The organism is Aliiroseovarius sp. F47248L (genome assembly GCF_023016085.1).
In the GTDB taxonomy this organism is placed as follows: Bacteria; Pseudomonadota; Alphaproteobacteria; order Rhodobacterales; family Rhodobacteraceae; genus Aliiroseovarius.
In genome coordinates, this window is sequence record NZ_JALKBF010000001.1 from 2,098,873 (window position 1) to 2,113,666 (window position 14,794).

Here is a 14,794-nt window from a genome sequence, read left to right on the forward strand (position 1 = left end):
GCTTAATTTCCTTCCATGTTCAGCGCCGCGTCCACGAGCGCCTCTTGTTGTGCTTTGTGCTGTGATGCCAGACCAGTGGCGGGTGAAGCCGATGCTGGCCGACCGGCATAGACGGGTCGCGTATGCTTGGCCCCGATCCGGGTCAACACCCATTCGATATTCGGTTCAACAAAGGTCCAGGCGCCCTGGTTCTTGGGCTCTTCCTGGCACCAGACGATTTCGGCCCCTTTGAAGCGTTCTAGCTCTTTCACCAGCGACATGGCAGGGAAGGGATAGAACTGTTCAAGGCGCAGCAGATAGACGTCTTCGATGCCACGACTGTCGCGTTCCTCCAGCAGGTCGTAATAGACCTTGCCCGAACACATCACGACACGTTTGATCTTCTTGTCTGTGACCAGCTTGGCCTCGGACCGGCCGGTGCCGTTGTCGCGGTCGCCGTCATCCCACAGCACGCGGTGGAAACTGGACCCTTCGGTGAAGTCCTTCGCATCCGACACGGCCAGCTTGTGACGCAGAAGCGATTTGGGCGTCATCAGGATCAGTGGTTTGCGATACCCACGATGCAATTGACGGCGCAGGATATGGCAATAGTTGGCAGGCGTGGTGCAGTTGGCCACGATCCAGTTGTCTCCGCCGCACATTTGCAGGAAGCGCTCCAACCGGGCCGAGCTGTGTTCTGGACCCTGCCCTTCATAGCCATGCGGCAAAAGGACGGTCAGGCCGGACATCCGCAGCCATTTCGACTCGCCGGACGAGATGAACTGATCGAACATAATCTGCGCGCCGTTGGCAAAGTCACCGAACTGCGCCTCCCACATCACCAACGCGTTGGGTTCGGCCAGCGAATAGCCGTATTCAAACCCAAGCACTGCGTATTCCGACAGCATCGAGTCGATGACCTCGTAACGCGCCTGACCTTCACGGATATGGTTGAGCGGATAGTATCGTTCTTCTGTGTCCTGATTGATCAGGCCGGAATGGCGCTGACTGAATGTGCCACGTGTGGCGTCCTGGCCTGACAGACGGACCGGGAAGCCTTCGGTTACAAGCGACCCGAACGCGATGGCCTCGCCGGTTGCCCAGTCAAACCCTGTCCCGCTTTCAAACATCTCTTTCTTGGCCTCCAGCAGTCGGCCCACGGTTCTGTGCAGGGGGAAGCCTTCAGGTGCGATGGTCAGCGCTTTGCCAATCTCGGCCAGCGTTTCAGACGAAATCTCGGTCTTGCCGCGCTGATATTCGTCACTTTCCTTGTCCAGATGCGACCAGCGCCCATCCAGCCAGTCGGCCTTGTTGGGTTTGTAGTCCTTCCCGGCCTCGAACTCTTCGTTCATCTTGGCTTGGAAGGCGGCTTTCATGTCTTCGATCTCGCCTGCCGGGATCAGCCCGTCTTTTACCAAACGATCGGTATAAATTTGCAGCGTGGTCTGATGCTTCTTGATCCGCTTGTACATCAGAGGATTGGTGAACATCGGCTCGTCGCCTTCGTTGTGACCGAAACGACGATAACAGAAAATATCCAGCACCACGTCCTTGTGGAATTTCTGACGGAACTCGGTCGCGACGCGGGCGGCGTGGACCACAGCCTCGGGATCATCGCCGTTTACGTGGAAAATCGGCGCTTCCACCATCAGTGCGATATCCGTCGGGTAAGGCGACGAACGGCTGAAATGCGGGGCTGTGGTGAACCCGATCTGGTTGTTGACCACGATATGCATTGTGCCGCCGGTCTTGTGGCCGACCAGACCCGACAGGCCGAAACCTTCGGCCACGACGCCCTGACCGGCAAAGGCCGCATCACCGTGCAGAAGGATCGGCAGAACCTGATCGCGGTCCTTGTCGTTCATCTGCTCCTGCTTGGCGCGCACCTTGCCCAAAACGACAGGGTTCACGGCCTCAAGGTGGGATGGGTTCGCAGTCAAGCTCAGGTGCACGATATTGCCATCAAACTCGCGGTCCGAGCTGGCCCCAAGGTGGTATTTCACATCGCCCGAGCCATCGACTTCTTCGGGTTTGAAGCTGCCACCCTGAAACTCGTTGAAGATCGCGCGGTAAGGTTTTTGCAGCACATTGGCCAGAACTGACAAACGGCCGCGGTGCGGCATCCCGATCACGATGTCTTTCAGACCCAGCGCACCGCCGCGCTTGATAATCTGCTCCATCGCCGGGATCAGCGCCTCGCCGCCGTCCAGACCAAACCGTTTGGTACCCATATATTTGACATGCAGAAATTTCTCGAATCCCTCGGCTTCGACCAGCTTGTTCAAGATGGCTTTTCGGCCTTCGCGGGTGAACTTGATCTCGCGGTCAAACCCTTCGATCCGTTCCTTTAGCCACGCCGATTGAACCGGGTCCGAAATATGCATGTATTGCAGCGCAAAAGTGCCGCAATAAGTGCTTTTCACAATCGCCAGAATCTGACGCATCGAGGCGACTTCCAACCCCAGCACATTGTCGATGAAAATCGGACGATCCATATCAGCTTCGGTGAACCCGTAAGAAACCGGATCAAGCTCGGGGTGGTCTGACGCCTCGCGCATTCCCAGCGGGTCCAGATTAGCTGCCAGATGGCCCCTGATCCGGTAGGCGCGGATGATCATTAGGGCGCGGATCGAGTCCAGCACCGCGCGCTTGACCTGATCGTCAGACAGTTGGACTCCCCTCTCAGCTGCCTTCGCTTCGATCTTCTTGCCTGCGGATTTTGCCTCGGCCACCGGTTCTTCAGGCCATTGTCCGTCCAGCCCGTGAACCCGGTCGCCCGTTGGCATCGGCGGCCAATCGCCCCGTGCCCAGGATGGCCCCGCCGCTTCGGCAGTCACGTCGCCACCGTCATCCCCAAGCTCAGCGAAAAACGCCTGCCACGCGGCATCAACCGCGTTTGGGTCGCGCGCATATTGGGCATACAGCTGTTCCAGATACTCGGCATTGTGACCTTGCATGAAGCTTGAAGCATGAAAAAGGTCGTTGGGGCTTTGATCCGTCATGGGTTCACCTGAAAATTGGTAAACGCGCGCCCCGATCACAGGGCGCGCGAAGAGTTTTCATTATTTGTCGATCGCTTCCAGCACGGCCTCGCCCAGCGTTGCGGGGCTGTCTGCCACCACAATGCCAGCAGCGCGCATGGCTTCGATCTTATCCTCGGCACCACCTTTACCACCAGCAACGATGGCACCAGCGTGGCCCATCCGACGACCCGGAGGCGCCGTGCGGCCCGCGATGAAGCCTGCAACCGGCTTCCAGCGGCCTTTCTTCTTCTGTTCGGCCAGGAATTCAGCCGCTTCTTCTTCGGCCGAACCACCGATTTCACCAATCATGATGATCGACTGTGTTTCGTCGTCGTCCAGGAACATGTCCAGCACGTCGATGTGCTCGGTGCCTTTGATGGGGTCGCCGCCGATGCCAACAGCCGTCGACTGGCCCAGACCGATATCGGTGGTCTGTTTCACAGCCTCATAGGTCAGCGTACCCGAGCGCGACACAACGCCAACGCTGCCGCGCTGGTGGATGTGGCCGGGCATGATGCCGATTTTACAGGCGCCGGGGGTAATCACACCGGGGCAGTTCGGGCCCACAAGACGCGATGCCGAGCCTTCCAGAGCGCGCTGAACGCGCATCATGTCCAGCACCGGAATGCCCTCGGTGATACAAACGATCAGCTCCATCTCAGCGTCGATCGCTTCAAGGATCGAGTCCGCTGCGAAGGGCGGCGGCACGTAGATCACGGAAGCGTTGGCTTCAGTGACGTGCTTGGCCTCGTGCACCGAGTTGAAGACCGGAAGGTCCAGATGCGTCTGCCCACCTTTGCCCGGCGTCACACCTCCGACCATTTTGGTGCCATATGCAATGGCCTGCTCCGAGTGAAAGGTGCCCTGCGAGCCAGTAAAGCCCTGACAGATCACCTTGGTATTTTCGTCGATAAGGACTGCCATTGTATTAACCTTTCACCGCTTTCACGATTTTCTCTGCACCGTCGGATAGGTTATCCGCCGCGATGACGTTCAGGCCGGAACCGTTGATGATTGCTTTGCCCTCATCCACGTTGGTGCCTTCAAGGCGCACCACCAGCGGAACTTGCAGGCCCACCTCCTTCACCGCGGCGACAACGCCTTCGGCGATGACGTCACAGCGCATGATGCCGCCGAAGATGTTCACAAGGATGCCCTTAACGTTGGGGTCCGAGGTGATGATCTTGAACGCCTCAGTGACTTTCTCTTTGGTCGCGCCGCCGCCCACGTCAAGGAAGTTGGCAGGTTCAGCACCATAAAGCTTGATGATGTCCATCGTGGCCATTGCCAGACCGGCACCGTTCACCATGCAGCCAATTTCTCCGTCCAGAGCGATGTAGTTCAGGTCGTATTTCGACGCTTCCAGCTCTTTCGGGTCTTCTTCGGTGGTGTCGCGCAGCTCAGCGATATCCGGGTGGCGGTAAACGGCGTTGCCGTCAAAACCGACCTTGGCGTCCAGCACTTTCAGGTCGCCGCTGTCGGATACGATCAGCGGGTTGATCTCCAGCATCTCCATGTCTTTCTCGGTGAAGGCTTTGTAAAGCTGACCCATCAGCTTCACGCACTGCTTGATCTGCGTGCCTTCCAGGCCCAGCGCGAACGCGATGCGGCGGCCGTGGAAGCCTTGGTAACCCGTCGCGGGGTCGACCGAGAAGCTCAGGATTTTTTCCGGGGTCGCGGCGGCAACCTCTTCAATGTCCATCCCGCCTTCGGTCGAGCAGACGAACGAAATGCGCGAAGTTTGGCGGTCAACCAACAGAGCGAGGTAAAGCTCACGCTCAATGCCGGAACCGGCCTCGATATAGATGCGGTTGACTTGCTTGCCGGCCGGGCCGGTCTGATGGGTCACAAGCGTGCGTCCCAGCATCTTCTTAGCTTCTTCGGCGGCTTCTTCCACCGATTTGGTCAAACGCACACCGCCTTTTTCGCCAGCGTCTGCTTCCTTGAAGGAACCTTTGCCGCGGCCACCTGCGTGGATTTGCGCTTTGACCACCCAAAGGGGGCCGTCGAGTTCACCTGCAGCGGTCTTGGCTTCTTCTGCTCTCAGAACAGCGCGCCCGTCAGAGACGGGGGCACCGTAGGACTTCAGAAGGGCCTTCGCCTGGTATTCATGAATGTTCATGAAATCATCCTATCCAGTTGGTCCATATGGTCGCGGACACCATGCACAACTGTACGGATGGTCGAAAACACTTTCTGCTGAAATGGTGGATTTTTGCGCTAAACCCGCTTTTTTGTGATCACACCTGAAAAAGCTGTGATCACAAATCGCTTTACCCACGTAGTGACGGGAAAATCCTGCGATTCTAAAGGTGCTTCGGCAGCAAGAAAAAGGGCGTCCCTGATCGGAACGCCCCAAATCTGTTCTACTGAATGGATCAAGCCAGCGAGCTGTCGATCCCTTTGCAGGCTTCGACCAGACCCTTCACAGCATCGACGGATTTGTCGAACATTGCTTGCTCGTCTTTACTGAGATTGATGTCGATGACCTTCTCGATGCCATTTGCACCAATGACAGTCGGCACGCCAACATAGAATCCGTCCAGACCATATGCCCCGTCGACATAAGCTGCACAGGGCAGAACGCGTTTCTGGTCATTCAGGTAAGCTTGAGCCATCTCAATCGCCGAAGCTGCCGGAGCATAATACGCTGAACCGGTCTTCAGAAGACCAACGATTTCTGCGCCGCCATCACGGGTACGCTGAACGATGGCGTCCAATTTATCCTGGCTGGTCCAACCCATCTCGACCAGATCTGGCAGCGGGATGCCGCCAACGGTCGAATAGCGGGTCAGCGGCACCATGGTATCGCCGTGGCCGCCCAGAACGAAGGCCGTAACGTCGCGCATGGATACATCGAATTCTACCGACAGGAAGTGACGGAAACGTGCCGAGTCCAGCACGCCAGCCATGCCGACGACTTTCTGATGCGGCAGGCCGGAAAACTCGCGCAGTGCCCAAACCATGGCATCCAGCGGGTTGGTGATGCAGATCACGAAAGCGTCCGGCGCGTGTTCTTTGATGCCTTCGCCAACCGATTTCATGACTTTCAAGTTGATGCCCAGCAGATCATCGCGGCTCATGCCCGGCTTACGAGGCACACCGGCCGTCACGATGCAAACATCTGCGCCTGCGATACCTTCGTAGCTTGTGGTGCCCGACAACAATGCGTCGAACCCTTCGACGGGGCCGCTTTCGGCGATATCCAGCGCCTTGCCCTGCGGGATGCCATCAGCAATATCAAACAGGACGACGTCGCCCATTTCTTTCAGTGCAGCAAGGTGAGCAAGCGTGCCACCGATCATACCGCTACCGATAAGCGCTATCTTAGGTCTGGCCATGAGTGTGATCTCCGATCAGTTGTTTTCGGGCGCATGCGTAGTCCGAATATGGCACTCACGCAAGGGTGCCGCGCTGCGGCATTCAGCGCCTCTTGCGCGAACACGCCGTTCACGATAGCGCTAAAACACACGTTTTCCAGCGGTTTGAGGGGGCCACGATGCCCGAGGCGCTAGACCTCACATTCTTTGCCTTTGCGATCCCTGCGGTGATCTTTGCGGGTATTTCGAAGGGTGGATTCGGGTCAGGCGCAGCGTTTGCGGCGACCCCGCTTCTGGCGCTGATTCTGGAGCCTGGGGCGGCGATTGGCCTGATGCTGCCGCTTCTGATGCTGATGGATGTGACCGCGCTGAAACCATATTGGCGCAAGTGGGATACGCCGTCGGCCAAGGCTTTGGTGCTGGGCGCGGTTCCGGGTGTCGCGATTGGGGCGTTGCTGTATTCTATCGCCGATCCAGACATCTTTCGGCTACTGATCGGCCTGATCGCAGTCGGTTTTGTCGCGTTTCAGGCCGCAAAATCACGCGGCTGGATTAAGCCAGCGCCGAACCCGATGTCCACTGGCATAGGCGGTTTTTGGGGTCTGATTGCGGGCTTCACAAGCTTCATCAGCCACGCGGGCGGCCCACCCGCTGCAGTGTTCCTGTTGTCGCGGCGGCTGGACAAGACCACGTTTCAGGCCACCACGGTGATCAGCTTTTGGGCGATCAACCTTCTGAAGTTCATTCCATATTTCGCACTTGGGATTTTCACTTGGCAAACCGCCAAAGCCGATCTGTTGCTAATCCCGTTCGCGGTGATCGGCGTCTGGATTGGCGTGCATCTTCACCACCGTCTATCTGAACGGGGTTTCTTCGCCTTCACCTATCTGTTCCTGATCCTCACCGGCGCGAAACTGATTTGGGAGGGGTTGACCTGATCAACAGCCGCCACAATTCACAATTTTCTGCATTGCGGCAAATCCACCCTTGCGGATTGGTGCGCAGATGTGGTCCCTTGCGCAATAATATTGCGGAGGCTCAGAATCATGTCCACTCGTCCCTATCGTTCCGTCCTGTATATCCCCGGCTCGAAAGAGCGCGCGCTGGAGAAAGCGCGTACTCTGCCCGCTGACGCGATCATCTTTGACCTGGAAGACGCCGTCGCGCCGGATGCCAAAATCGAGGCCCGCGCGACCCTGAAAGCCGAGTTGGACAAAGGCGGATACGGCAATCGCGCGAAGATCGTGCGGATCAACGGGTTTGACACGGCATGGGGCAAGAACGATGTGGCCGCGTTTGTAGGGGCCGATATCGACGCGATCCTGATGCCGAAAGTTGTTAGCCCGGCGCAATTGGACGAGTTGGCCGTCCTGATCCCCGATGTGGACCTCTGGGCGATGATGGAAACACCGCTGGGCATGTTGAACGCCGCCCAAATCGCCGCCCACACACGTCTGAAGGGGTTTGTGATGGGCACGAACGACTTAGCCAAGGAACTCAACACCCGTTTCCGCGCCGATCGCCTGCCTATGATGGGCGGGCTACATATGTGCCTGCTGGCTGCGAAAGCCCACGATGTGGTGATCATTGATGGGGTCTATAACGCCTTCAAGGATGACGAGGGGTTGAAAGCCGAATGCAATCAGGGACGTGACATGGGGATGGACGGCAAAACACTGATTCACCCTGCCCAGTTAGAGATTGCGAATACCGCCTTTGCCCCGTCCGAGGATGAAATCAACTTGGCACAACGTCAGATCGCTGCCTTCGAAGAGGCGGAAGCGTCGGGTCAAGGGGTCGCGGTTGTGGATGGTAAAATCGTCGAAAACCTGCATGTTGTGACGGCAAAAGGAATTCTGGCCAAGGCAGACGCCATCGCCAATATGGCCGGCTAACGCGGAGAACACACATGACCATCCTGATCATCGGCATCGCCTTGTGGTATGCGGGGCACTTTTGGAAACGCGCGTTGCCCGCGCGACATGCGGCGATGGGTGAAAAAGCTAAGGGTGTTTCTGCCCTGATCCTTGTGGTCGGCATTATCTTGATGGTGATCGGCTATCGCGGCGTGGAAAGCTATGATCTGGTCGCTTATCCCGCGTTCCTGAAACACATCAACAACCTGGCAATTGTGTTCGCTATCTATTTCATGAGCCCCGGCCCATCGAAAGGCGCGCTGTTTTACAAGATGCGCCACCCGATGTTGACCGGTTTCATCATCTGGTCCGTCGCGCATATCTTGGTGAACCCCGATCTGGCGTCGATGATTTTATTCAGTTCTCTGACGATCTGGGCTGTGGCCGAGATCATTGTGATCAATCGTGCTGAGCCAGAGTGGACACCGAACCCCAAGGGCACCATCGCCAAAGACGGCATGTTCCTTGGCGCGTCGGTGGTTCTGACCCTGATCATCGGGTTTGTTCACGGGCTGATTGGCCCGTCACCTTTCGGGATGTAAGCCATGAAACTGTATCGCTTGCTGACTGAAGACGACACCTCGGCCTTTTGCCACAAAGTGACCGCAGCCTTGAACAAAGGCTGGGAGTTGCACGGCGACCCCGCCTATGCCGCTGATCCGACCACCGGAAAAATGCGATGTGCGCAGGCGGTGGTGAAAGTTGTTCCAGGTGACTACACACCCGACACCAAACTCGGAGATCACTGATGGCAAAGACCAATCCCGGCCGCTTTTTCGAAGATTACAAGCTGGGCGATGTGATCCACCACGCCGTGCCGCGTACCGTCGCCGAAGGGGAACGCGCACTGTATCACGCGCTCTATCCTGCGCGACATGCCCTGTATTCGTCAGACGAGTTTGCCGGGGCATGTGGGTTGGAAGGGTCACCGATTGACGACCTGATCGCGTTCCACGTTGTGTTTGGAAAAACCGTTCCCGATATCTCTCTGAACGCAGTAGCAAATCTTGGCTATGCCGAAGGCCGCTGGTTGAAGCCAGTTTATCCCGGTGACACGCTGCGTTCCTCGTCCGAGGTAATCGGACTGAAACAGAATTCGAACGGCAAATCGGGGGTGGTTTGGGTGCGCACGCGTGGCGTCAACCAAGTTGACGAGCCAGTGTTGGAGTATGTGCGCTGGGTTATGGTGCGCAAGAACGATCTGGACGCGCCAGCACCCGAAACCGTTATTCCGGACCTTAAAGGCTCATTGAACGCCAGCGATCTGGTGATCCCCGAGGGGCTGTCTTTCGAGGACTATGATTTCACTTTGGCCGGAGAGCCACATCGCTGGGGCGACTATGAGGTCGGCGAAAAAATCGACCACGTGGATGGCGTGACCGTTGAAGAAGCTGAGCACATGTTGGCAACGCGTCTATGGCAAAACACAGCCAAAGTGCATTTCGATGCGACTTTCCGTCCGGATGGTCAGCGCTTGATCTATGGCGGTCATGTAATCTCAATGGCGCGGGCGTTGTCCTTCAACGGGCTTGCGAACGCCCAGATGATCGTTGGGCTGAACGGCGGTGCGCACGCGAACCCCTGCTTTGCAGGCGACACGATCCGCGCATGGTCCGAGGTTTTGGACAAAGCCGACACAGATGCGCCGGGTGTTGGCGCGATAAGGTTGCGTCTGGTTGCGGTAAAACATGGCGCGCCGGAATTTGCATTGAAAAGCAAAGACGACAAGTATCATCCCGAAGTGATGCTAGACCTCGATTACTGGGCGCTACTGCCGAAATAGAAGCCAGACCAGAAAATCTGGCAAAGCATTTTGATGCCGTCGCGCAGCATTTCTACCGGATTTCCCTATTTTTTCGGTCGGATATACAGACGCTGGGCTTGTGATCACAAGAATAATTTTTGTGATCACAAGCCATAACTTTCCGACGTGTTAGCGCAAATTTGGCCGGATTTGCTGTCCATAACGCGTGACTCTGCCGGGTAAATGGCGCTATTCCTGTCACAACAGTCGCAACAGACAGAAGGAGGCCGCCATGGCCGACGTGAATAGGGGCAATCGCCCACTATCCCCGCATCTGCAAATTTACCGCCCGCAGCTGACCTCCATAACCTCGATCTTCGCCCGGATTACCGGCGTTGCCCTTTTGGGGGCTGCGATCTTGGTTGTGTGGTGGTTCATCGCAGCCGCCATGGGACCGGGATACTACGATTTTGTTAACGGTCTGATGACGTCGTTTATCGGCGATGTGATCATGTTCCTGGCACTGTGGGCATTGTGCTACCACGCGTTGTCTGGACTGCGGCACCTGATCTGGGACATCGGCATTGGCCTTGATGTTGAAACCGCCGAGAAGATGGGCATTGGCGTCATCATCGGTTCAGTCGTTTTGGCGATCATCGTCGCCATCATCGTTTAAGGGGGCAGTCATGCAATATCTGACGGACCGCAAACGCGCCGTAGGCAAAGGGGCTTCTGGTTCTGGCACCGAAAATTTCTGGGGACAGGCTATTTCGGCTGTTGGTCTTCTGATCCTGATGCCGTTGTTTGCACTGACCTTTGGCTGTGCGCTTGGCTTGCCATATGAAGAGGCCGTGGCCTATTACCAACGTCCCTTTCCAGCCATCGTTGCAGCCATGACGCTGGTTACCGCGATGGTTCATTTTCGACACGGCATCCAGGTGGTGATCGAGGACTATTCCCGCGGCGTGACCAAGAAGGTCCTTGTGATCGCCTGCACCGCATTGGCTTACACTATTCTTGCGGTTGGCCTGTATGGCCTTGCCCGCATTGCCTTTTAAGACCGGAGAGCAACCCAAATGGCAGCTTACGAATACGAAACGCACGAATATGACGTGGTCGTGGTCGGTGCCGGTGGCGCTGGTTTGCGTGCTACTCTTGGCATGGCCGAACAGGGTCTGCGCACCGCTTGCGTGACCAAGGTTTTCCCAACACGTTCCCACACCGTGGCCGCACAGGGCGGCATTGCCGCTTCCCTGTCCAACATGGGCCCCGATAACTGGCAGTGGCACATGTATGACACTGTGAAAGGCTCGGATTGGTTGGGCGACACCGACGCGATGGAATACCTCGCGCGTGAAGCGCCCAAAGCCGTCTACGAGTTGGAGCATTATGGCGTCCCCTTCTCGCGTACTGAGGAAGGCAAAATCTACCAGCGCCCCTTCGGCGGCCACACCACCGAATTCGGTGACGGCCCACCCGTGCAGCGGACCTGTGCCGCCGCCGACCGGACCGGCCACGCGATCCTGCACACGCTGTATGGTCAATCGCTGAAGAACAACGCAGAGTTCTATGTTGAGTATTTCGCCATCGACCTGATCATGTCCGATGACGGCGAATGTCAGGGCGTTGTGTGCTGGAAGCTCGACGATGGCACGATGCACGTTTTCAACGCCAAGATGGTCGTTCTGGCCACAGGCGGTTACGGACGCGCCTTCTTCTCGGCCACGTCTGCGCACACCTGCACCGGCGACGGTGGCGGCATGGTGGCGCGCGCAGGTCTGGCCCTGCAAGATATGGAGTTCGTGCAGTTCCACCCGACCGGAATTTATGGCTCGGGTTGTCTGATCACGGAAGGTGCACGCGGCGAAGGCGGCTATCTGGTGAACAGCGAAGGCGAGCGGTTCATGGAGCGTTACGCACCTCAGTACAAAGACCTTGCGCCACGCGATTATGTTTCCCGTTCGATGACCATGGAGATCCGCGAAGGGCGCGGTGTGGGACCCGAGAAAGATCACATCTATTTACACCTCGACCACCTACCCGCCGAGGCGCTGGCCGAACGCCTACCCGGTATTTCGGAAAGTGCGAAGATTTTTGCGGGCGTTGATGTGACCAAAGAGCCGATCCCGGTTCTGCCCACGGTTCACTACAACATGGGCGGCATCCCGACCAACTATTGGGGCGAAGTACTGAACCCGACCAAGGACGACCCGACCGCTGTCGTGCCCGGCCTGATGGCCGTGGGCGAGGCTGGCTGTGCGTCCGTGCATGGAGCGAACCGCCTTGGATCAAACTCCCTGATCGACCTTGTGGTCTTTGGCCGAGCCGCCGCAATCCGGGCAGGCAAGGTTGTGGACGCTGAGGGACCAAATCCGGTTTTGAACCAAGTCTCAGTCGACAAAGCCTTTGACCGTTTCGACGGTTTGCGCAACGCCAACGGCTCGGTTCCGACTGCCGAATTGCGTCTTGAGATGCAGAAAACAATGCAGGCAGATGCCGCCGTCTTCCGCACCGCCAAGACCATGAAAGAAGGCGTCGAGAAGATGACCAAGGTTGCTGCCAAGATGGACGATCTGGCCGTCACCGACCGCTCGCTGGTCTGGAACTCGGATCTGATGGAGACGTTGGAGCTGGCGAACTTGATGCCAAATGCACTGGCCACCATCCACGGTGCCGAAGCGCGTGAAGAAAGCCGCGGGGCACACGCCCACGAGGATTTCCCGAAACGCGACGACAAGAAGTGGCGTGTCCACACCGTCAGCCGCGTGGATGGCAACAAGGTCGATCTGACTTATCGCCCTGTCATCACCGACCCGCTGACCACCGAATCCGAGGGTGGCATCAGCCTCAAGAAAATCGCGCCTAAAGCGCGGACGTTTTAAGGAGGACACGACATGGTACAGTTTAGGCTTCCGAAGAACTCCACCATCCGCACTGGCAAGACCTGGCCCAAGCCTGATGGCGCGACCAATGTCCGCAAGTTCCAGATTTATCGCTGGACGCCGGACGATGGCGAAAACCCCCGGGTCGACACCTATTTCGTCGACATGGACAAATGCGGCCCGATGGTTCTGGACGCGCTGATCAAGATCAAGAACGAGATTGATCCGACCCTGACCTTCCGCCGCTCCTGTCGCGAAGGCATTTGCGGGTCCTGCGCGATGAATATTGACGGGATCAACACGCTGGCCTGTATCTATGGCATGGACGAGATCAAGGGCGATGTGAAAATCTACCCGCTGCCCCACACGCCCGTGGTGCGTGACCTGATCCCGGACCTGACGCATTTTTATGCGCAGCACGCGTCGATCATGCCATGGCTGGAAACCAAGACCAACCGCCCCGCGAAAGAATGGAAACAGTCGATTGAAGACCGCAAGAAGCTTGATGGTCTTTACGAATGCGTTATGTGCGCCAGCTGCTCGACCTCGTGCCCCAGCTATTGGTGGAACGGGGACCGCTACCTCGGCCCAGCCGCGTTGCTCCATGCCTATCGCTGGATCATCGATAGCCGTGACGAAGCGACCGGCGAACGTCTGGACGAGTTGGAAGATCCGTTCAAACTCTACCGCTGCCATACGATCATGAACTGCGCAAAGACCTGCCCAAAAGGTCTGAACCCGGCCAAAGCTATCGCATCCATCAAGAAGATGATGGTCGAACGCACGCTTTGATGGGCGCACTTGCTCATGCGACTATTTTGGCCGCCCTAGCCGGGGCGGCCATTCCTTTTGGCGCTTGGCTGGCGGGCTTTGATCGCATTCTGCCCGGACCTTTGCGCAATAAAGCCAACCATTGGATCATGGCATTTGGTGCCGGTGCCTTGCTGTCCGCCGTTGCCCTAGTTCTGATCCCTGAAGGGGTCGAACGGGTACCGGGCCTTATGGCGCTGCTGCCTGTGGCGTTGGGCGCTTGTGCAGCGTTGTTGGCGGATCTTGCGATGTCACACCGGGGCGGCTCAAAGGCTCAGTTCATCGCGATGCTGATGGATTTCATTCCCGAAGCGATTGCTATGGGCGCTATTCTCACTGCCGATCCCAGGCTTGCGTCGCTGTTGGCCATCCTAATAGCTGCGCAGAACCTGCCCGAGGGGTTCAACGCAGATCGCGAACTCGCAGCGACTTCCACTGCACCGCGCGGCAAACGTCTTTTGCTGTTTGTTACCTTGGTGCCTGCCGGGCCGATTGCGGCGGTTTTGGGCATCACCATATTTGCGGGCTGGCCCGAACTTCTGGGTGTTCTGATGTTGTTCTCGGCAGGAGGCATTCTTTACCTGATGTTCCAAGACATCGCTCCCCAAGTGCCATTGGATTACCAATGGTCTCCACCCATGGGGGCGATATTGGGTTTTGCATTGGGGCTGGGCGGACATATCCTGACTCTATGACAGGCTATTGCGGCACATCTCTGACGACGAAACTCGGCCTGAAAGACGGACAACGCGCAGCTTGGATTGGTCGCCCACCGAAGCATGACCATCTTGCAACCAGCGGCAATTTTCTAGTCGTGGACGAGGTCACCGTCGAAGCGCTGAACGGTCCGTATGACATGATCCATATGTTTGCCGACAGCCGCGTGGCATTTGAAGCCGCGTTGCCGCAGCTGCTCGTAGCGTTAGACAAGGATGGCATGATTTGGATTTCGTGGCCCAAAAAGGCGTCGAAAGTGCCGACGGACATGACCGAGGATGTGATCCGCAATGCCGCGCTGCAAACAACGCTGGTCGATGTGAAGGTCTGTGCCATAGACGACATTTGGTCGGGCCTGAAACTCGTGATCCGCAAAGAGTTTCGTGCCGCACACGGTTGACGA

At 57.4% G+C, this 14,794-nt stretch carries 15 protein-coding genes; 11 read left to right on the forward strand and 4 right to left on the reverse strand.

What is annotated here, in order from left to right:
- Positions 1–2: 2 nt before the first annotated feature.
- From MWU51_RS10420 to mdh, 4 genes are all read right to left on the reverse strand, one after another.
- Positions 3–2,981 carry a 2-oxoglutarate dehydrogenase E1 component gene (locus tag MWU51_RS10420; protein ID WP_247036996.1) on the reverse strand — a complete coding sequence of 993 codons (2,979 nt, stop codon included), beginning with the start codon at positions 2,979–2,981 and terminating at the stop codon, positions 3–5.
- A 60-nt stretch (positions 2,982–3,041) separates the two neighbouring features.
- Positions 3,042–3,926, reverse strand: a complete 885-nt coding sequence (gene sucD / locus MWU51_RS10425) for a succinate--CoA ligase subunit alpha (RefSeq protein WP_247036998.1) — start codon at positions 3,924–3,926, stop codon at positions 3,042–3,044.
- 4 nt (positions 3,927–3,930) lie between these two features.
- Positions 3,931–5,124 carry an ADP-forming succinate--CoA ligase subunit beta gene (gene sucC, locus MWU51_RS10430; protein WP_247036999.1) on the reverse strand — a complete coding sequence of 398 codons (1,194 nt, stop codon included), beginning with the start codon at positions 5,122–5,124 and terminating at the stop codon, positions 3,931–3,933.
- Between the two features lie 256 nt (positions 5,125–5,380).
- On the reverse strand, positions 5,381–6,343 hold the full coding sequence (gene mdh, locus MWU51_RS10435) for a malate dehydrogenase (RefSeq protein WP_247037000.1): 963 nt from the start codon (positions 6,341–6,343) through the stop codon (positions 5,381–5,383).
- 158 nt (positions 6,344–6,501) lie between these two features.
- Here mdh and MWU51_RS10440 point away from each other — a divergent pair, with 158 nt between their 5' ends.
- The 11 genes from MWU51_RS10440 to MWU51_RS10490 all read left to right on the forward strand — a co-directional run bounded on the left by MWU51_RS10440 (position 6,502) and on the right by MWU51_RS10490 (position 14,791).
- Positions 6,502–7,260: a sulfite exporter TauE/SafE family protein gene (locus tag MWU51_RS10440; RefSeq protein WP_247037001.1), complete on the forward strand. Its 759-nt coding sequence runs from the start codon at positions 6,502–6,504 to the stop codon at positions 7,258–7,260.
- 108 nt (positions 7,261–7,368) lie between these two features.
- Complete coding sequence (locus MWU51_RS10445; RefSeq protein ID WP_247037002.1) at positions 7,369–8,217, forward strand: CoA ester lyase; 849 nt, start codon at positions 7,369–7,371, stop codon at positions 8,215–8,217.
- A gap of 14 nt (positions 8,218–8,231) precedes the next feature.
- The gene (locus MWU51_RS10450; protein ID WP_247037003.1) at positions 8,232–8,780 is read left to right on the forward strand and encodes an NnrU family protein; all 549 of its coding nucleotides are present in this window, start codon (positions 8,232–8,234) and stop codon (positions 8,778–8,780) included.
- A 3-nt stretch (positions 8,781–8,783) separates the two neighbouring features.
- Positions 8,784–8,987: a DUF1737 domain-containing protein gene (locus tag MWU51_RS10455; protein WP_247037004.1), complete on the forward strand. Its 204-nt coding sequence runs from the start codon at positions 8,784–8,786 to the stop codon at positions 8,985–8,987.
- Positions 8,987–10,021, forward strand: a complete 1,035-nt coding sequence (locus MWU51_RS10460) for a MaoC family dehydratase (RefSeq protein WP_247037005.1) — start codon at positions 8,987–8,989, stop codon at positions 10,019–10,021. The genes MWU51_RS10455 and MWU51_RS10460 overlap by 1 nt, the downstream gene beginning before the upstream one ends.
- A 253-nt stretch (positions 10,022–10,274) precedes the next feature.
- Positions 10,275–10,658: a succinate dehydrogenase, cytochrome b556 subunit gene (gene sdhC / locus MWU51_RS10465; RefSeq protein ID WP_247037007.1), complete on the forward strand. Its 384-nt coding sequence runs from the start codon at positions 10,275–10,277 to the stop codon at positions 10,656–10,658.
- 10 nt (positions 10,659–10,668) lie between these two features.
- On the forward strand, positions 10,669–11,040 hold the full coding sequence (gene sdhD / locus MWU51_RS10470; protein ID WP_247037009.1) for a succinate dehydrogenase, hydrophobic membrane anchor protein: 372 nt from the start codon (positions 10,669–10,671) through the stop codon (positions 11,038–11,040).
- Positions 11,041–11,058: 18 nt separating this feature from the next.
- A complete protein-coding gene (sdhA, locus tag MWU51_RS10475) occupies positions 11,059–12,864 on the forward strand; it encodes a succinate dehydrogenase flavoprotein subunit (RefSeq protein ID WP_247037011.1) in 1,806 nt (601 codons plus the stop codon).
- Between the two features lie 12 nt (positions 12,865–12,876).
- A complete protein-coding gene (locus MWU51_RS10480; RefSeq protein WP_247037013.1) occupies positions 12,877–13,656 on the forward strand; it encodes a succinate dehydrogenase iron-sulfur subunit in 780 nt (259 codons plus the stop codon).
- A complete protein-coding gene (locus MWU51_RS10485) occupies positions 13,656–14,369 on the forward strand; it encodes a hypothetical protein (protein ID WP_247037015.1) in 714 nt (237 codons plus the stop codon). Before MWU51_RS10480 ends, MWU51_RS10485 begins: the two co-directional genes overlap by 1 nt.
- Entirely contained in the window at positions 14,366–14,791 is a 426-nt protein-coding gene (locus MWU51_RS10490) for a hypothetical protein (RefSeq protein WP_247037017.1), read from the forward strand. The genes MWU51_RS10485 and MWU51_RS10490 overlap by 4 nt, the downstream gene beginning before the upstream one ends.
- Positions 14,792–14,794: the final 3 nt, after the last annotated feature.

What these genes read in the sequence shown, in the direction of transcription:
- MWU51_RS10485 (WP_247037015.1), top strand. Translation starts at nt 13,656, where the DNA reads ATGGGCGCACTTGCTCATGCGACTATTTTGGCCGCCCTAGCCGGGGCG.
- sdhD (WP_247037009.1), top strand. Translation starts at nt 10,669, where the DNA reads ATGCAATATCTGACGGACCGCAAACGCGCCGTAGGCAAAGGGGCTTCT.
- MWU51_RS10440 (WP_247037001.1), top strand. Translation starts at nt 6,502, where the DNA reads ATGCCCGAGGCGCTAGACCTCACATTCTTTGCCTTTGCGATCCCTGCG.
- sdhA (WP_247037011.1), top strand. Translation starts at nt 11,059, where the DNA reads ATGGCAGCTTACGAATACGAAACGCACGAATATGACGTGGTCGTGGTC.
- MWU51_RS10450 (WP_247037003.1), top strand. Translation starts at nt 8,232, where the DNA reads ATGACCATCCTGATCATCGGCATCGCCTTGTGGTATGCGGGGCACTTT.
- MWU51_RS10445 (WP_247037002.1), top strand. Translation starts at nt 7,369, where the DNA reads ATGTCCACTCGTCCCTATCGTTCCGTCCTGTATATCCCCGGCTCGAAA.
- MWU51_RS10455 (WP_247037004.1), top strand. Translation starts at nt 8,784, where the DNA reads ATGAAACTGTATCGCTTGCTGACTGAAGACGACACCTCGGCCTTTTGC.
- sdhC (WP_247037007.1), top strand. Translation starts at nt 10,275, where the DNA reads ATGGCCGACGTGAATAGGGGCAATCGCCCACTATCCCCGCATCTGCAA.
- MWU51_RS10420 (WP_247036996.1), bottom strand. Translation starts at nt 2,981, where the DNA reads ATGACGGATCAAAGCCCCAACGACCTTTTTCATGCTTCAAGCTTCATG.
- MWU51_RS10480 (WP_247037013.1), top strand. Translation starts at nt 12,877, where the DNA reads ATGGTACAGTTTAGGCTTCCGAAGAACTCCACCATCCGCACTGGCAAG.
- mdh (WP_247037000.1), bottom strand. Translation starts at nt 6,343, where the DNA reads ATGGCCAGACCTAAGATAGCGCTTATCGGTAGCGGTATGATCGGTGGC.
- MWU51_RS10460 (WP_247037005.1), top strand. Translation starts at nt 8,987, where the DNA reads ATGGCAAAGACCAATCCCGGCCGCTTTTTCGAAGATTACAAGCTGGGC.
- sucC (WP_247036999.1), bottom strand. Translation starts at nt 5,124, where the DNA reads ATGAACATTCATGAATACCAGGCGAAGGCCCTTCTGAAGTCCTACGGT.
- sucD (WP_247036998.1), bottom strand. Translation starts at nt 3,926, where the DNA reads ATGGCAGTCCTTATCGACGAAAATACCAAGGTGATCTGTCAGGGCTTT.
- MWU51_RS10490 (WP_247037017.1), top strand. Translation starts at nt 14,366, where the DNA reads ATGACAGGCTATTGCGGCACATCTCTGACGACGAAACTCGGCCTGAAA.